An 18,324-nucleotide genomic window follows, 5' to 3' on the forward strand; every position below is an offset into this window, starting at 1 on the left:
CCTCGTTAGATCGGTGATTACAGAAAATAGCGTTCGGTATTGCTGAAGCCGCGGCCGTTTTCCGGGCGGAAATTGCGGCATTTATCGTCTTGGTCCGGCAAGGTGCCGCGATAAGCTTCTAACCGCACCGGTTTGGGCTGGTAATGCGGATTGGGGTCCAAGGGATGCGGGCAACTGCTCAGCACCACCAGGGTATTCATTTCGAAGCGCAATTCGACTTGGCTGCCGGGGACTGAATAGCCGGTTTGAAATTGCAGGTTGCCGTCCGCGTCGGCCGCGATCTTGCTGAAGAAATTGACGTTGGCGACCAAGTCGCGCTTGCCCAGCCCCCATTTCTCCAGTTCGATCAACAAACTGTCGCGGCCGTTGCGATACATCGCATTTCTATGGCTTTGATAATTGGCCGTGCCGTATTTGGTCAGAACTTGCGCGGCGTCGGATACGCCGCACACCGTGTCGTGCCAGCCCAATGTGTCGGCGGTAAGCGAGCACAACACCCGGCCCATGTCCGAGTAGCAGACAAAGCCTTCGGTCAGATGAAACGTATGTTGCGCTTTTAAAGTGTCTGCCATGTTGTAGCGTTCGGTGCGTTCGTCGTCGTTGACGAACAAAGCCGACAAGTTGGTGCCGCCTTCGCTGTCGGTCAAGCGCAGCCGGTTGCCGCGCCGCATCCGGAACGAAGTATGGGCGCCGCCCGGCAAGGTCTCGCTCCAAAGCAGGTTTGCAGGATTGATTGCAGCTAAAGTCATGTTGGTCTCCTAATAGGTTTATGGCGCCGGAACCTGGCCCAGGCGCTCAAGCAATTCGTAGTCGGTCTGCATGCCGGAGGTGTCGCGGATGCCGGCCAAAATTTGTTTTTTTAAAGCGATAAATTCCGGGTTCTGCTTCATGTCCTGGTCGCGGTGATCCGGCAGCGGTACCGTGTGCACCGCGGCGATGCGTCCCGGTCGCGGCGCCATCAGCACCACCCGGTGCGCCAGATAAATCGCTTCTTCCACGTCGTGGGTGACGAACAGCACCGTGGTTTTTTCCAGGATGGAAACGTGCAGGATCAGATCGTGCATCACCTCGCGGGTCTGGGCGTCCAGCGCGCCGAACGGCTCGTCCATCAGCAGGATGCGCGGCCGCGCCATCAAAGCCCGGGCAATCGCCACCCGCTGCTGCATGCCGCCGGACAACTGATTCGGATAGGCGTTGGCGACGTGGCTTAGCCCCATCAAGCGGATCAGGGCGTCGGCCCGGCCTTCGGCGGACTCGACATCGCTCAGCGTCGATACGTCGCGGTGCACTTTCAACTGCCGGCAGAACTTGATGTTGTCGGTCACGCTCAACCACGGATACAAGCTGTAATGCTGGAACACCATGGCGCGGTCGATGCCGGGGCCGGCGATAGGCAGGCCGTCGACATTGACACTACCGCCGCTGGCCGGCTCCAGGCCGGCGACGATGCGCAGCAAGGTCGATTTACCGCAGCCGGATGCGCCGACCAGCGTGACGAACTCGCCGGGCGCCATGTCGAGATCGGCGTCCTGTAAGGCGACGATGTCCGCGCCGTTAGCGGCAAAGCGTTTTTGCAAGTTGCGGATTTGAATGATGGGATTCGTCATCGCTGCTATCTCCGGTACAGCCAAGGGAAGCTGCGGCGATGCGCCCAGCGGAAGCATTGGTCGGTAGCCAGTCCGAACAGTCCGATCAGAATGATGCCGGCGAAGATTTTGTCGGTTTGCAAAAAGCGTTGCGCCTTCAGCACCGCAAAACCCAAACCGGAGTTGGCCGCCACCAGCTCGGCCACCACCAGATACGTCCAGGCCCAGCCCATCGTCACCCGCAAGGTATCCAAAATCGCCGGTTTGGCCGACGGCATGATCACCCGCATCACGATTTCGTCGCGGTCGGCACCCATGGTCTGCGCCGCTTCGATTTGCTCCATTGGCACCCGCCTTACGTCTTCGGCGATCATCAGCAGCATTTGAAAAAAGGTGCCGATGAAGATAATCGCGATCTTGGCGCCCTCGTCGATACCGACCCACAGCATCACCAGTGGAATGAAGGCGGCGGCCGGCATGTAGCGGATGAAGTCGGTCAAGGGTTCGAACAGGGCTTTGACCGGCGCATAGGTACCGACCAGCACGCCCAAGGGCAGCGCGAGCACCGCCGACAATAAAAACCCGGCCACCACCCGGTAAACGCTGATCGCCACGTCGCCGAGCAAATCGCCGTCGTGCAGCCATGCCCAGGCGCTGTCCAACACCAAAGGCGGCGTCGGCAGAAATACCGGGTCTATCGCGCCGCCGGCCGAGGCCCACCACCAAGCCAGCAGCGCCGACAGCAAACCGCTGATTGCAATCAGCCAATGCGTACGCCGTTCCAAACTGCCGCGTATCGCCCACAATGGTCGGCGCGGATTTAAGTTGCCAGTCATCGTCGCCACCCCGAACTAATGAGCGGCGAGCGCTTCGGCCACCAATGAAGCATCGACGCCGACCGCTAAATCCGGCACGCTGTCGATCAAGCGGTTGTCCTTCAAAAACGCGGCGATGGTCGGGCCGACCTCCGCCAACGACGCCGGTTCACTGGCCGGTCCCAAGGCTTTCAGGTTGTCTTCCAATGTGAAGAAGCGGGTGCCGGGCAGAAACACTTTGTAGGCGTCCGGTTTCATACCGACTACTTTGGCCATGACGGCAACGGCTTGGTCGGGCTGCTCGCGGATAAAGCGTTGGGTATCCTGCCAAGCTTTGATCATGCCGACCAACTCAGCACGATGGGTTTCGATGGCTTTGACTCTAGCCACCAGCAAATCCGGGATCAGGCCGGGCATATCTTTGGATGTGAACAGCGCCGCTCCCTTGCCGCTGGCCTGGATATTATTGACCCAGGGATTCCACACCACGGTCGCATCGACTCGACCGCTCAAGAAAGCTGCCGCCGCGTCGCCGGCCGACAGGTTTACCGTTTTGATGTCGTCGAAACTCAGGCCGTTTTTACTCAAGGCGGTGGCGAGCACGAAGTGGGAAATTGAATATTGTTCGAGGGCGATGGTTTTGCCTTTCAGATCGGCGAAGCTTTTGATGGCCGAATTGACCATCAAGGCGTCATTGCCGTCGGAGTTGTCGTTGACCAGGATGGCTTTGACCGGCACGTTCTTGCTGAGCGGCGCCATGGTGTCCGACCAGGTCTGGCAATTGGCATCCAGTTGGCCGGCCGACAGGGCCGAGATGGAGTCGGTGTAATTGGCAAACCAGACCAGTTTGACCTTGGCGCCGTATTTTTTGAAATAGCCGTTGTGTTCGGCGACATACCACGCCACCCAGCCGGGCCAGTCGCTGACGCCGACCTTTACCTCGGCGGCAGTCGGTTTAGACAAGCAAAAAAATGCCGCAGCAAGGACAAGCGCAATTAATCGGGACAGGCAGTGGGAGGAAGTAGATGTCATGAGTAGCTCCAGTCGGGTTGAAAAGCTACACGTAGAGGCGGACCGGTTTATAAAACCGTCTGACCTCCCGGGCTTTTATCCCGCCGTGTAGCTCCCCGAAAGAAGCCGGCAACTCTCGGTCGCTGACGCTCGAAATCGAGCCGGAACCCTAGTCACCATTTTGTTAAGGCGCTTTTATGATCGCGCCTCACGTGTTGTAGTTCTATACAGCAAGCTGTATGCCATACATAAATTTATATATAAATCAACAATATATAAAATAACACCGCCTGCAAAATCCAGCGTTTTGCGTTTTAGTGGTGCAAGCAAAAATAAAATCAGATCCAACTTGGTGCGCAAAATTCTAATTAAGCTTACTTATTGGCGTTTTGGCCGGTTTGCGAAAGGCCTTGTTTTAAACAACATCTTGCCCAGCAAAGATGTCGTATTTCCCTTTGCCGGATTACACAAAATCGCCGATTGCAAGCCGCTACAATGACCTGATGTTTTCAGAGGCGTAATAACGCGCGATGCCTTCCCGAACGTCGTTGCGTAATTCATCGTCGTCCCAAGGCTTTTTGTGGAATTTGTATATTTCGCCTTTGTTAACGGCCTCAGTGATAGTGTTTAAATCGGAATAGCCGGAAATAATCATTCGCACCGTCCGCGGATGCATGATTTTAACGCGCGACAAAAACTCCGTACCGGTCATTTCCGGCATACGTTGATCGCAAATAATCACCATAACCGGATGATTGGCCAACAACTCCAGTGCTTCTTGGCCACTGCCGGCCGTCAAAATTTCATAATCATCCCGCCACAAGCAGCGCTTCAGCGCCGACATGATATACGGTTCGTCGTCCACAATAAGAACCTGCGGTTTTTGTTCATCCGAAGGTAAACGTAGTAGGGTTCCGGCCTGCAATAGCTGCCGAATCTCAGCGCCGGGCAACGGCCGACTGAAATAATAACCCTGTATCTGATCGCAGCGCAGCCTTCTCAGGTAACTGGTTTGCCCCTGGCTTTCCACTCCTTCTGCGATGACGGCCAGACCCAAGCTGTGCGCCATGGCGATAGTGGCTTGGACAATCACCGCATCGTTCGAATCGGTGACCACATTGTCGATAAAGCTTTTGTCTATCTTGAGCTTGTCCACCGAGAATTGTTTGAGGTAGGAAAGCGAGGAATAGCCGGTGCCGAAATCGTCAATCGACAGCTGAATGCTCAGGTCCTTCAGCTGTTTCAACAGCGTCAGGGTCTCGCTTACATTCGTCATCAACAAACTTTCGGTGAGTTCTAATTCAATATAACGGGCCGGCAAATCGGTGTCAGCAAATAACTGCTTTAGCAAATCGACCAAGCCACCCGCCTGCATTTGTATGGCAGAGACGTTCACAGCGACGGTAAAGCCTTCAGGGATTAGCCCGGCATCCCGCCATTCCTTGGCTTGCGATACGGCGCGTTTGAGAATCCAATCCCCCAAAGGCACGATCAAGCCGGATTCTTCCGCCAAAGGGATAAATTTATTCGGCGGCATAAAACCTTGCACTGGGTGGTTCCAGCGTACCAAGGCTTCCAGGCCAATGATTTTTCCGCTGGCAAGATCGACCTGAGGCTGGTAATGAAGCTCAAATTGTTCCCGCTCTATGGCGTGGCGCATGTCGTTGGTTAGTGCGATTCTGGCCAGTAACCGCTCATTCATGTCTTGCTTGAAGAAACGAAAACTGGACACCTTGTCGGCTTTGGCGTGATTTAAAGCAATCCCGGCGCGTTGCACCAACTCGCTGGCCGTTTTCGCATCTGAAGGATAAAAACTGATACCGATCTTGGCTTCCAGATGAATTTCATGCTGGGCCAGCACCACCGATTCCGTCACAGCCGCCCGCAGGGCTTCAGCAAATTGTTCGGCTGCCGACGGGCTATCGATGTCCGAACAGGCAATATTAAAATTGTCCTTGGCCATCCGGGTGACGATGCCCTCGCTGCCGGCAGCCTTGACCAAGCGGTTGGCAATGATTTTCAGCGTTTGATCGCCGATTTCGTAACCGTAGGTGTCATCAATCGTATGGAAATTTTCAATATCCAAACGCAATACGGCAATATCGTGCTGCTGATGCTCGGCTTGCGCGATGGCGGCGGCCAGCAAATCTTCGAAGAAAAATTGGTTCGGCAAACCGGTAACCGGATCGTACCGCGATAATTGCACGATGCGCTCCTGCATTTGCCGAGTTTCCGTCATATCGTTAATGATGGCCACAAATAATGGGGGCTGGTCATCGATTAATTCCAGATGAACTTCAACCGGGTACTCGCTACCGTCTTTACGCCGGTGTATCGTTGAGAAATCGCAACGGCTCTTGCTACCCGCCCGCAAAGGCGCGCACAGCTGTTCAAAGGCCTCCTCATTTAGCTCAGGGTTAATATCCAACGGCGTCATCTGTTCAAGCTCTTGTGTTGAATAACCCAGATTGTCCCGCCCACCCTGGTTCACATCAATAAACCGCAGGGTCTGGCTATCGAAAATATGGATTTCATTCGTGGAACGCGCCAACACCTGGCTGAAACGGGCGGCTTTTTTCTCGACGCGCTGGCGTTGGACGATGCGCCACAGGGCGTTCGAGATGAGCTGAACGGTTTCGACATCCAGCTCGGTATAGTCGGTCGCTTTGTTCGCCACACCGGTTAGCATCACCACTTTGCCATTCTCGATCACCGGCACGGAAATCAGCCGACGCAATTCAGGCTGCGCATCGGAAAAACCAGCAGCAGGAAGCCGGGAAAAGGCTTCTGTATTGGCCGTTACGACAAACTCTTTAGGGAGATGGACCGGTATATTATTGAAAACCGCCGGTTGGCGATTTTTGACGGACTCACCCAAGATACCGGCTTGGCTGAGAAGAATACGGCTGTCCGCGATGGTTTTCCCGCTTGATTCCTGCGGCGCTCGAGACTCGGCCACCGGTTCCATACAGTCTTCGTCAGGATTGATAAAGTATACAAAAGCCAGTTGGCTGGCGGTCAGCTCTTCCGCCAGAAGCATGCCGCGCCGGATGAATTCCGCCTCGTTCAAGTCTTCCGACGCCTTTGGCAGTTCCAACAAAGCTTGCGCACGCCGGGCCTGTAAAATCAGCTTTTGTTCGTTCTCTATGCGCTGAGTGACATCAACGCCCACACCATCCCAAACCACGCTGCCATCGGCTTGCCGTTTTGGGCTGGACCGAAATGCAATCCAGCACTGGCGGCCGCCGGGCGGATTGAATAACACGCTGCCTTTATAGACTTTTAATTCCCTGAGGCACTCGGCTTCCTCTTCCCGGTATTGCTGAAGCGACTCAGGCGCCATTTGCGCAAAGAACGGATTGATGTCTTCGATCAGTTGCGCGGGCTTCAAGCCGTGCAGTTTCTCCACTCCGGCGCTGATGTATTGCAGAGCCGTCCGCCCGTCCTGCCAGATTCGGTAACGATACACATAGCCGTCCGGCAGATTGTCGCCCATCACCCGCAATTGATGTTCCCGCTCCCGCAAAGCCAGCTCGGCTTCGACGCGGGCGGTGATGTTATTCAGCAAACCGTCGAAGGACTCCACTTCGCCCTGCTCGTTGCGGCTTAGCCGGGTAAATTCATCAATCCATATCCAATGGCCGTCGCCGTGCAATAAGCGGTATTCCTGATGATATTCGTCCGGACCATGGGCAATGTGTTGAGCGACTTCGGCTTCGACCCGAAACCGGTCTTCGGGCGGCAGCAAATCCAGATACTTCACTTTGCCCAAGCGCAAATCCTCCGGACGATAACCCCAATCCGCGATATTGGCACTGACGTAACTCACCGGCCAATCCTCGGCATTGCGCCAGGTTATCGCGACCACCGGAGACCGGCAGACGATGGAATCCAAGTGTTGTAACTCGGCGGTGTGCAGCTCAATCAACTGCTCGAAATGATGGTTCAAGCGGCTAAGTTCCAAATGCGTGCGTATCCGCGCCCGCACTTCGTCGATGTCAAAGGGCTTGGTGATGTAGTCGGCGGCACCAATCGAGAAGCCGCGCACTTTGTCCACCGTTTTGTCCACCACACTGACGAATAACACCGGAATCCGGGTGCCTACGGCTGTGGCCTTGATACGTCGGCACACTTCATACCCGTCCATTTCCGGCATCAGAATGTCCAGCAGCACCACGTCGGGCGGATGGGAGCCCAGCACTATTTCCACCGCCTTGCGGCCGTTGTTGGCTACCAGGATGCGGTATTCCTCCTTTAGCGCCTCGGCTAATTCGTGGATATTCTCCGGCATATCGTCAACCAGCAGCAGTGCCGGCCGCTCCGCTCTGATCAACATCTGTTCGTTCAAGTAAATTAGCGGCTTGCGGCGATATTGGCGCAATTCCAGTTGCGTCAGTATCCGCTGTTTCAGTAGATCGGGATTGATGGGTTTGGTGATGTAATCGGCGGCGCCCAATTTAAGGCCGGCGGCCTCGTCGGCCGATTCCGACAGGGCCGTGACGAAGATTACCGGAATGTCGGCCGTCATAGGATCGGTCTTCAGCCGCCGCAACACTTCGTAACCGTCCATGCCCGGCATTTTGATGTCGAGCAATACTAGGTCCGGACCTGGGGCGCGCACCGCCAGTTCCAGGGCTTTTTCGCCGTTGGTCGCGGCAAGAATGGCGTAGTCTTCGCGCAGAATGCTCAATAAAGCATGCAGATTTTCGTTGACGTCATCGACGATCAAAATACTCGGTTTGCTGTTATTCGTCTGGGACATGTTAATCTCGCTGCTCTAATGATGGCCCAGCCAGCAGGCGTTGTTGCACCGCCACCAACATAGCGATGGCTTGATCTATGTTAAACGCATCGACCTCGGCGGCAATCGCCTCGAAATCGGCTTCGAACTCGCTTCCGGCCGTACCCTTGCGTAAATCGCCGATTAACGCTTCGGCTGCGCCTAAATCGCTTTCCAACACAGCCATTAAGCGGGTAATTTTAGCGCTTATGGCCTCGACCGATAGCGGTTGTGCCGGCAATTCGGCCGGCGTCGGCGGCGGGGTAAGACTATCGATGTCGGTCATCACTTGTTGCAATAAGTCGCGCAGCTGCTCAATGTGTTCCGCGGCAGGCCGTTGCTGTTGTTTAAGCCCGGCATCGATGCCGGCAATGCACTCGTAAAACGCATTGGCGCCGATATTGCCGGCTACGCCTTTCAAGGAATGACAATAATTTTCAGCGGCCGTGAGATTATCGGTTTGCAATATACGCTGTAATTCGTCCACTGCGTTGGCGTAATGTTCGCGAAACCGTCTGAGTTGTTTGCGGTAAGCCGCTTCCTTTCCGCCGATGCGGCGAATACCCTCGCTGACTTGCAAACTTTGCAGGCCCAATAACTCGGGAGAACAAACCACCCGTGCCGGCGCTTCATTGACCGCATATGTCTCTGCCAGCGTATCGGTAGAAGCGGCAGGCAGCCATTTTGCCAAACAGGAAAACAAGCTTTGCGGTTCCACTGGTTTGGTTATGTGGTCGTTCATGCCCGCCGCCCGACTTTCCTCGGCATCGCGAGCCATTGCCAACGCGGTCATAGCGATAATCGGCAAACTGGCGAAGCGTTCTCCCCCTGCCTGCCCGGCCAAAGCGCGAATCCGCCGCGTGGCCTCCAGACCGTCCATCACCGGCATCTGGATGTCCATCAATATGCAATCGTACTGATACCGCTGCACCATCGCCAACGCTTCTTCCCCGTTTACCGCCTCATCCGCCGCGATATTCATACTGCGCAACAATTCGACAGCAAATTCGCGATTGATAGCGTTATCTTCCACCAATAAAACGTGGCGGCCAAGCAAATTCGGCGGCGCCTGAGCGGCGGCATACGGCGACTCCTGCCTGTCTAGGACGTCGCTGCGCCCCAATGCCGACAGCATGCTATCCAACAGTGACGACGGCGAAACCGGCTTGATCAGAAAACCGTCCACCCCGGCTTGGTGTGCCAGCAACATCACGTCTTCGCGGCCGTATGCGGTGACCATGATCACCTTAGGCTGCAGCACAATGGCCGCATCGGCATGAATCCGCCGGGTCGCTTCGTCACCATTCATGCCGGGCATCCGCCAGTCCATCAACACCAGATCGAAGGGATGCTCGGAAGCGGTTTCCAGCAAACGAATCGCAGTGGCGCCATCCTCGGCCACGCTGACGTCCAACTGAAAAAATCGCAACATTTCCGCGAGTATTTCTCGGGAAATGTCGTTGTCGTCCACCACCAGCACCCGGATGCCTTTCAGTAACGATCCGGTCTGATCCAGCAATTCCCGGCGACGCGCCTCGGCCTGTTGGGCAATGTGCAGTTGCACCGTGCAACAAATCGTCGTGCCCTGGCCGGGTTGCGAATCTTCCAGCCAGATCCTGCCGCCCATCAGTTCCACCAGATGCTTACTGATCGCCAAGCCTAAGCCGGTGCCGCCAAACTTCCGCGTAGTGGACTGATCGGCCTGGGTAAACTTCTGAAATAAACGTCCTTGCAACTCACAATCCATGCCGATGCCGGTATCGCGAACCGAAATCTGCAAAATGACCGCATCAGCCTTTTTGCTGAGCATCCGGAACGCCAATTCCACTTCCCCGCGTTCGGTGAATTTGATGGCATTGCCGCACAGGTTGAGCAGCACCTGTTTTAAGCGTAGCGGATCGCCTCTTAAGGTGGCGGGGATATTCACATCGTAGCGAATTAAAAACTCCACGCCTTTTTGCTCAGCCTGTAGGCCGATAGCATCGGTGAGTTGCTCCAGCACTCTGTCCAGCGCAAACTCGGTAGACTCAAACTCCAGCTTACCGGCTTCGATTTTAGAGAAGTCCAGAATATCGTTGATGATCCCCAACAGCGAATGCGCGGCGCTCTGCGCCTTGGTCAAATGGTTGTGCAAGGTTGAGGGTAAATCCTGCTTCAGCGCCAGATACAACATACCCAGAATCGCATTCATCGGCGTGCGGATTTCGTGGCTCATATTGGCCAGAAACTGGCTCTTCGCCAGCGTAGCGGCTTCCGCAGCCTGCCGGGCTTGTTCCAGTTCTACGGTGCGCGCCGCCACCAGCTCTTCCAGATGGTGGCGATAAGAATCCAGTTCGCTCTCCACCCGTTTTTTCTCGGTAATGTCTTCCTTAATGGCCAGATAGTGAGTGACGGCACCGTCCGCTTGCCTTACCGGCGTGATCTGCGCCCATTCGACGTATTCGCTGCCGTCCTTACGGCGGTTAATCAATTCGCCGGACCAGCTTTTACCTTGGGTCAGGGTATGCCACATCTCGTCATAAGTGGCCTGACCGGTGTGCCCGGATTGCAGGATCCGCGGATTTTGGCGGATGGCTTCTTCGCGGCTATAGCCGGTGACCGCCGTAAAGTGCTGATTGACGTACTCGATTTCCGCTTGCAGATTGGTGATGACGATGCTGTTGGGGCTTTGCTCCACCGCAAGCCACAGTTTGCGCAGTTCCGCTTCCGCCTGTTTCAGTTCGGTAATGTCGGTAATCACCGCTACCCGACAGTCACGCTCGGAAAAATGGATGTCGTGCGAGCGAACGATGATGTCGATTACCCGGCCGTCTTTAAGAAGATGCTGCCACTCGCCGATATAGGCAAAACCGCGCAGACTGGCCGCCAAGCTTGCAATGGCTTGTCGCTGTTGTTCCGGGAACAGATCGGTGAGTTTGAGTGCGACGATTTCCGCTTGGCTGTAGCCATATAACTGGGTAAACGCATCATTCACCGCCACCATGGCCAGCGTGCCGCGCTCGTAGACCAACATCGGCGCCGGATTATGATCAAAGAGGTGGCGGAATTGTTGCTCGATCTGCTTGCGTTCCGTAATATCCGACCAAATCAGGGACAAATAATTACGGCCTCTGATTTCAATCACTTTTATGCTGACATGGACATTCAGCAAAGTGCCGTTCTTGTGGCGGCGTAAGGTGTCGAATTGCGCACCGCCGACTTGCATGAAATCGTCCGCTATCTGGCGCACCTGGGCGGCGTCGAATTCCCCCTGTATATCAGGCAGGCGCAAGCAAGCGAATTCCTCGCGGCTGTAACCCAAGTGTTGGCAGGCGGCATCGTTGAACTCGATGAATTCGAAAGTTTCAGCATCGATCAGGGTAATCGCGTCGGTGGCCTGCGAGACGATGGCACTGAAAATCCGCTCGCGATTTCTGGCTTTTTCCTCGATGATCCGGCGTTTTATAAAGCTACTCACCCGCTCCGCCACGGCATCGAGCAAGAGTCGTTCTTCGCCCAAAAACTGATCGTCCAGTCCGGCCTGCGATTGTGGATGAGCGACCGAAATGCTGCCGGAGGCTACACCGTCGATTTGAATGGGCGCGGTCAGCAAGCCGGTAGGATGTTTGAAATTGCCGCTGAAATAGCTTTGGCCTTCCCATTCCATGCGGGCGGCAGTTGCTTCGGGACAAAGCCAGCCGGCAGGCAATAGGTCAACAACAAGCTGTAGCACCTCCGGCAACGGCTTTTCTAAATCCTCGGTGGCGCGAAAAACCGCGTGCAGACATTTTTGTTCCTTGATGCGCTCGTTTAAGGCGATCTGCGTTGCATGCAGTTGGGTAATGTCTCGGGCCATACCCAGCACGCCGATCAATTTGCCGTCGCTGGAATTAACCGGGGTTTTAATGGTTTCGTAGAGTACTTTATGCTTGCCGTCGTCATGGGTTACCCAGTCCTGATTGCGAATAGGTTCGCCGGCAGCGATGGCTATAAAATCCTGTTCGCGGTAGGTATCGGCTTGTTCACGGCTAACAAAATCGTAATCGGTCTTGCCGACGATAACATGTTCGGGTTTGCCGAAAAGGGGTTCGAAACTCGGGTTACACAGCAGGTAAACGCCGTTGGGATCTTTCAGCCATATTTTATCGGGCATGGCCTTTAACAGGGTGCGTAGCAAATCTTCTTTGTCGGCCAAGGTTTCCAAGGCCCTTTGCCGCTCGGAAAAATAGCAGGCTAATGCCATGCCCACTACCGATAGCACCACCATGAAAAACCAGTAGTTGATCTCATGGCTATCCCCCAAGCTGGGATCGGTCAGGCCGGAACGTCGCCAAACCAAGCCGAACATGGCCTGTATGGCGGTAACGACCAAAATCAGCGTGGTAGCGCGGCTGCCAAGCCGAACAGCCGCCCAACTGACAAATAGAAATATCCAGTAACTTTTCGCGTAAGCGCCGAGGCTGTCGTGAAACCAGTCGAGAAACACCAACTGCCCCACCAAAAAGTTCAGCGCAATAATCATCATGGCTTCGCTGAACGCTTTAGCCCCCTGCAGCTTGCAGGCACTATTAGTCCAGACCAAAATCAGCGGCGTAACCAATATCACGCCCAGCGTATCGCCCATCCACCAATGTAACAGCGAGGAAAGCACCGTCTCCTCGCCGATAAATCCGCCAACAAACAAAGTCAACGTGCCGATTGCCGCAGTCAACGAACAAGCGACAACGCCGCCTACACTTATCAGCACCAGATAATCGCGCAGCGTTTTCAGAGAACGGTCGAAGCCGCGGATGCGCTGCAGCAACCAAGCGCCGGACCAGGCGCCGAAGGTGCTACCGATTGATATGCTGGTCGCGCTCAATAATGCTTTGCCTTGCCACAGATTAAGCGCCAAGGCCCCGATGAATATTGCCCAGACATAGTGGCGGCCGCCCTGCAAAATGGCCGCCAATGCCAGCCCGCTGGCAATAAAAAACACACTGGCACTGCCATTGGGCGCGAAATACAACAAAGCCAATCTGGCCGTTACGATATAAAGCCCGGCAGCAGCTATCCATCTCAGCCATGCAGGCGCCATTGCTTCACGCATAAACCCTCCTCGTGCTGAGAGTATAGCGACTGCCTGGGGGATTTCTAATTTAAATAGCCCGGCTACTTATTGGCCGGGTTCTTAAATGTCGTCGCACCCGCGCCGGCGGGAGTGTTTATTTGTAGGTAGGCTTACCATCGCCAAAGGCGTTTAAAGATACTTCGAAGTAGAAGAAATTGCTCGGCTCGCTGGTATAAGAGCCCTGCCCGCCTTGCGATACGCCTACGGCTCTGGCTTCGGTGAAGTCGCCAGGGGTAAATCGTGCATAGCTCATGCTCCAATCCACATAGGCATTCAGTTTATGGCGCAGGCGAATATCAAATTCGTGTCCCAGGAAAGTCCCGCTGCGGCCCGTGGTGTCGCGCAAACCGGCCCGGTTCCAGCCACCGGCTGCACTTTCCTCCCAGTAAGCGTTGTAGCCGGTATCGATACGCACGTCTTTGTAAGGTGAAAACTCCAGTCTGGCCTTCGGCGCGATGATATTGTCCCAGGAGAAATAATCATTCCGCGACCAGGGTTGGTTAAAGCCGTAGAAGGCATCAAAGCGTTGGTTGATATTGTCGCCGGCGTTTTTATCGCCCGTGCCGTAGCCGTAATAGAGACTGGCGCGGGGTTTCCAATCGTGGTCGAAGCTGTAACCTAATTCCAAGGAGTAGGCCAAGGCGTCGTGCTGGCGTAAGGTCTCCCGCGTCCCGGACAAGGAGCCGAAGCGCCCGAATTGCTTATTGATGTCGGCATCGAAATCAAAGCCGCCGCCGAAAAAGCCGTAAGCTCTAAGACCCGGCGCATAAATATCCATACTGGCCTTGCGATTGGCTGCCACCCGGTTGGCGGGATCACCGTCGGTTTTGCGCCCCAAGAAATAAGGCTGGATGGTGACAAACTCGGACCATTGTTTCAGGCTGAGTACGGCGCCGTAGATCCAGGTGTCTTCATCCGGTTGGTCGAATTCGTATTTGTAGCGCTCCACCGGTTGCAAGGCAAAAGTATCCAAATCCCAGTCATTCTGCTTCTTGCCGAAGTGTACTCGGTAACCTTCGAAGTTGTTGGTGGTGTTACGGAACTCGTTGTTACCAATCAAACGCCTATCCAGCAATTCCAAGTGCATACGGCCGGCACGAATACTGAGGGGCCGGTTATGGCCTAAGGCATTGGCGAAATACAACTCACCATAGCCCTGGATCATCTCAAACTCGTTCACATCGGCATCGGTTTTCGGGTACAAACCGTTATAACTGCGCGCATCCTCCATTTCGACCGCAAAGCGTAACGGATCGAGGATTTCTTTGATGCCGACGTAGGCGCGGGTCCTGAGCAGCCACAGGTTATCGGCATCGGGCCGCCACTCTGAGGTGCCCGAGCGTTGCGGCCTAAAGTCGTTTTCGCGGTATTCGTAGCGGGTCCGAAAATCCAGCCCAACATCCAGCCATTTCACATCGCGAAATTGCTCGAACTGGGTTTTACTCATATTGCGCACGTACAAAGGCGGATCGGTTGGCGCAGGTTCGACGCGATAGCCTTTGGTCGGGACATAATAATCTTCGGCGTTGACCAGGACCGGCCAAGCCAGCAACAAGCCAAGTGCACCTGCTGCCCGTACTGTATAAATTAAAGGTCGTTTCATGTGGGTAACTGTGGGTTTAGAGTAGTTAATGACCGGTACACAAAAAGATTCTGCTCATCTCGCCGTCCTTTGGCTGAGTGGCAACAAGCGAACAACTATTTAGCGGCGTTAGCCTTAGTCTAGTTGGAACCCGCTAATGCAGAATCTTTTTGCTGGCCCAGCCGAAAACGTTCGCGCTTGTCGATCTGGACGATGCGGCCGTCGTGAATCACGACTTCAACCGAGCCAAACCGAATATCCTGCACAATCGTCGCAATTTGCAATGCAATCTCCTTGTTATCGCCTTGCTTCAATGCATGGCCGTTAAGTTCAATCGCCATATAGCCTCCTGAGGTATGGTGGGTTATCGTGGTTTGATGAATCCTTGTCTTGGCAGCATTAGCGCCAATGACCGTGTGACAAATGGTAAAAAAACCGCAAAGCGATTGAAAACGATATAAACAGAAATATATATCTGTTAATTGGATATATGACATGGCGAATATTTACCCTCCCATCCTGGCCGCAATAGCCAAAATTCGCCCGCTTGTTATCTAAATAAAAGATTATCAATTCAATTTATATCATTTCCGTTGGCATTTAAGTTTCTCTATCCTGTCAGCACCTACTGACTGTTTCCAGAGAAACACCATGACCCAAAGCAATATCATGCCGGGCTTTCGACCGGCACTGGCCTATACCTTGTTCTATCTCGGACTGGTGGTACTGATCCCCTTGAGCACCCTGGTATTTAAGAGCTTGCAACTAGGTTGGGGCGAGTATCTAGACATCATTAGCAATAATCGAGTGGTATCGTCGTTTCGGGTCAGCTTCGGTACGTCGCTGATTGCCGCCTTGGTCGCGGGCGTGTTCGGATTTGTCATCGCCTGGGTATTGGTGCGTTACCCCTTTCCCGGCAAGCGTTTTTTGGACGCTTTAATTGATCTACCGTTTGCCTTACCGACGGCGGTGGCCGGCGTCATCCTGGCGACCATCTTTCAGCCCAGCGGCATGCTGGGTAAATGGTTGATGAGTTCATTGGGTGTGCAAGTGGCTTACAAGCCGCTGGGCATAGTGGTGGCATTGATTTTTATCGGCATTCCTTTTGTGGTGCGGACCATCGAGCCGGTATTGCAAGAATTTGATACCACAATGGAAGAAGCCGCATCCAGTCTGGGTGCTACTCGCTTGCAAGTGTTTGCCCAAGTGATCTTTCCCAACATTTTTCCGGCACTGTTGACCGGCGTGTCGCTGGCGTTTGCCCGTGGGGTGGGTGAGTACGGTTCGGTAATCTTTATCGCCGGCAATCTGCCTTATGTCTCGGAAATTGTCCCGCTGTTGATCATCACCAAACTGGAGCAGTACCAATATGCCGGGGCGACGGCGATTGCACTGACGATGCTGCTAGTGTCGTTTTTGTTGCTACTGATCGTTAATTTATTGCAGCTCTGGGCGCGCCGCCGCTCCGGGCAAATTTAGGAGGCATCATGCACGCCAATGTTCATGTGATTAGCGACGCCACCGGCCAAGCACACTTCAAAGCACTGCACGATCCATTTTGGGTGCGCTGGGGCCTGGTCGGCATCGCGGTAGGTTTTATTGTGTTGTTTCTGTGCGTCCCGCTAGGTTTGGTGTTGTATCAGGCGTTCTCCAAAGGTTGGCAAGCCTATTGGACAGCGCTGGCGCAACCGGATGCCATCGCCGCGATGCAGCTGACCTTGCTGGTGGCATTGATCACCGTGCCGCTGAATACCGTATTCGGCGTCGCCGCAGCCTGGGCCATCACCCGTTTCGAGTTTTGGGGCAAAAGCTTATTGACCACCTTGATCGATTTGCCGTTCTCGGTATCGCCGGTTATTTCGGGACTGATTTTTGTGCTGATGTTCGGCGCCCAAGGCTGGTTCGGACATTGGTTTTCCGAGCATGACATTAAAGTGATATTCGCGGTGCCCGGCATCGTGCTGGCAACCATCTTTATCACCTTTCCTTTTGTGGCGCGCGAACTGATTCCGCTGATGCAGGAAATGGGCAACGAGGAAGAAGAAGCAGCGCTATCGCTGGGTGCCAGCGGCTGGCAGACATTCTTTAAAGTGACTTTACCCAATATCAAATGGGCCTTGCTGTACGGCGTGTTGCTTTGCAATGCCAGGGCGATGGGCGAATTCGGCGCGGTATCCGTGGTATCCGGCCATATTCGCGGCGTGACCAACACCCTGCCCTTGCATGTGGAAGTCAGTTACAACGATTACGACGTGATCGGCGCATTTTCCAGCGCCTCGATATTAGCCTGCCTGGCCATCGTTACGCTGGTTTTGAAAAGCGTTTTGGAATGGAAGCAGGCCAGAGCCTAAAGACGAAAATACGCCGACATTCTGAGGCGTTTAACATCCGGTATTGAGATAAAAACATGAGTATTCTGCTAAACAACATCAGCAAAAACTTCGGCAAATTTGCCGCCTTATACGACGTCAACCTGGAAATTCCGGAAGGCGAGCTGGTGGCCTTGCTGGGCCCATCCGGCTGCGGCAAAACCACCTTGTTACGGATCATCGCCGGCCTGGAAACCCCGGATTTCGGCCGGGTACTGCTCAGCGGCGAAGATAAGACCGAGCAACATGTCAGCCGGCGCGGGATTGGTTTTGTGTTTCAACATTACGCCTTGTTCCGGCATATGACGGTGTTCGACAACATCGCCTTCGGTTTGCGGGTCAAGCCACGCAAGGAACGGCCTACCGAAGCCTTTATCAGCAAAAAAGTGCATTCTTTGTTGGAGTTGGTACAACTGGATTGGCTGGCCGACCGCTTCCCGGATCAATTGTCAGGTGGCCAACGGCAGCGGATAGCTTTAGCTAGAGCCCTGGCGGTAGAGCCCAGCGTATTGTTACTGGACGAACCGTTCGGTGCATTGGATGCCAGCGTGCGCAAAGATCTGCGGCAATGGCTGCGCAATCTGCATCAGGAACTCCATGTCACCAGTATTTTTGTGACCCACGATCAGGAAGAAGCCATGGAAGTGGCCAGCCAAGTCGTCGTATTGAATCAAGGCCGTATCGAGCAACAAGGCGCCCCGGCGGATATTTACGATCACCCGGCCAATGCCTTTGTCTCTAAATTCATCGGGCAAACCAACGTCTTCGATCTATCGGAAACCGAAAGCAACTGGCTGCAACGTGCAGGGATTCTGGCGGAAAAACCGCAAGGCATCTTCGCGCACGTCCGCCCGCATCATATCGACATCGTCAAAGCCGAAGAAGCCTCCGGCTCGCCGGTAACCTTGAAGGACTGGCAACATCTGGGCGCGACGATACGCATCGAACTGTTCAATCCGCAACATAACGGTTCCGGTGCGACGCTGTTTGCGGAGATGCCCAACGAACGCTTCAAACAACTGAATTTAAACAAGGGCGACCGCGTGGCGGTGCATATCAAACAAGCGCATTGGTTTAATTGACAGCACCCCT

At 54.5% G+C, this 18,324-nt stretch carries 11 protein-coding genes and 1 riboswitch; of the genes, 3 read left to right on the top strand and 8 right to left on the bottom strand.

Annotated elements, in window-relative coordinates:
• Positions 1 to 17: 17 nt before the first annotated feature.
• From QLH52_RS10115 to QLH52_RS10150, 8 genes are all read right to left on the bottom strand, one after another.
• Positions 18 to 749 (bottom strand): urea amidolyase associated protein UAAP1, encoded by a 732-nt coding sequence (locus QLH52_RS10115; RefSeq protein WP_319961453.1) that lies wholly within the window; start codon positions 747 to 749, stop codon positions 18 to 20.
• An 18-nt stretch (positions 750 to 767) separates the two neighbouring features.
• Complete coding sequence (locus QLH52_RS10120) at positions 768 to 1,607, bottom strand: ABC transporter ATP-binding protein (protein WP_319961454.1); 840 nt, start codon at positions 1,605 to 1,607, stop codon at positions 768 to 770.
• A gap of 5 nt (positions 1,608 to 1,612) precedes the next feature.
• On the bottom strand, positions 1,613 to 2,422 hold the full coding sequence (locus QLH52_RS10125) for an ABC transporter permease (protein ID WP_319961455.1): 810 nt from the start codon (positions 2,420 to 2,422) through the stop codon (positions 1,613 to 1,615).
• A gap of 15 nt (positions 2,423 to 2,437) precedes the next feature.
• Positions 2,438 to 3,364: an ABC transporter substrate-binding protein gene (locus tag QLH52_RS10130; RefSeq protein ID WP_319961456.1), complete on the bottom strand. Its 927-nt coding sequence runs from the start codon at positions 3,362 to 3,364 to the stop codon at positions 2,438 to 2,440.
• 131 nt (positions 3,365 to 3,495) lie between these two features.
• A riboswitch (guanidine-I (ykkC/yxkD leader) is annotated at positions 3,496 to 3,596 on the bottom strand.
• A gap of 306 nt (positions 3,597 to 3,902) precedes the next feature.
• The gene (locus QLH52_RS10135; RefSeq protein WP_319961457.1) at positions 3,903 to 8,174 is read right to left on the bottom strand and encodes a response regulator; all 4,272 of its coding nucleotides are present in this window, start codon (positions 8,172 to 8,174) and stop codon (positions 3,903 to 3,905) included.
• Between the two features lies 1 nt (position 8,175).
• Positions 8,176 to 13,260 (bottom strand): PAS domain S-box protein, encoded by a 5,085-nt coding sequence (locus QLH52_RS10140; protein ID WP_319961458.1) that lies wholly within the window; start codon positions 13,258 to 13,260, stop codon positions 8,176 to 8,178.
• A gap of 115 nt (positions 13,261 to 13,375) precedes the next feature.
• Positions 13,376 to 14,884, bottom strand: a complete 1,509-nt coding sequence (locus tag QLH52_RS10145; protein ID WP_101052231.1) for an alginate export family protein — start codon at positions 14,882 to 14,884, stop codon at positions 13,376 to 13,378.
• Between the two features lie 119 nt (positions 14,885 to 15,003).
• Entirely contained in the window at positions 15,004 to 15,204 is a 201-nt protein-coding gene (locus QLH52_RS10150; protein WP_171695615.1) for a YezD family protein, read from the bottom strand.
• A 310-nt stretch (positions 15,205 to 15,514) separates the two neighbouring features.
• Between QLH52_RS10150 and cysT the strand changes: the two genes are divergently transcribed.
• The 3 genes from cysT to QLH52_RS10165 are packed head-to-tail and all read left to right on the top strand — an operon-like array spanning position 15,515 to position 18,314.
• On the top strand, positions 15,515 to 16,342 hold the full coding sequence (cysT, locus tag QLH52_RS10155) for a sulfate ABC transporter permease subunit CysT (RefSeq protein ID WP_101052230.1): 828 nt from the start codon (positions 15,515 to 15,517) through the stop codon (positions 16,340 to 16,342).
• 8 nt (positions 16,343 to 16,350) lie between these two features.
• The gene (gene cysW, locus QLH52_RS10160; RefSeq protein ID WP_033156393.1) at positions 16,351 to 17,214 is read left to right on the top strand and encodes a sulfate ABC transporter permease subunit CysW; all 864 of its coding nucleotides are present in this window, start codon (positions 16,351 to 16,353) and stop codon (positions 17,212 to 17,214) included.
• Positions 17,215 to 17,270: 56 nt separating this feature from the next.
• Positions 17,271 to 18,314: a sulfate/molybdate ABC transporter ATP-binding protein gene (locus QLH52_RS10165; protein WP_033156394.1), complete on the top strand. Its 1,044-nt coding sequence runs from the start codon at positions 17,271 to 17,273 to the stop codon at positions 18,312 to 18,314.
• Positions 18,315 to 18,324: the final 10 nt, after the last annotated feature.

It is taken from the genome of Methylomonas defluvii (assembly GCF_033949435.1).
GTDB classification, from domain to species: Bacteria; Pseudomonadota; Gammaproteobacteria; order Methylococcales; family Methylomonadaceae; genus Methylomonas; species Methylomonas defluvii.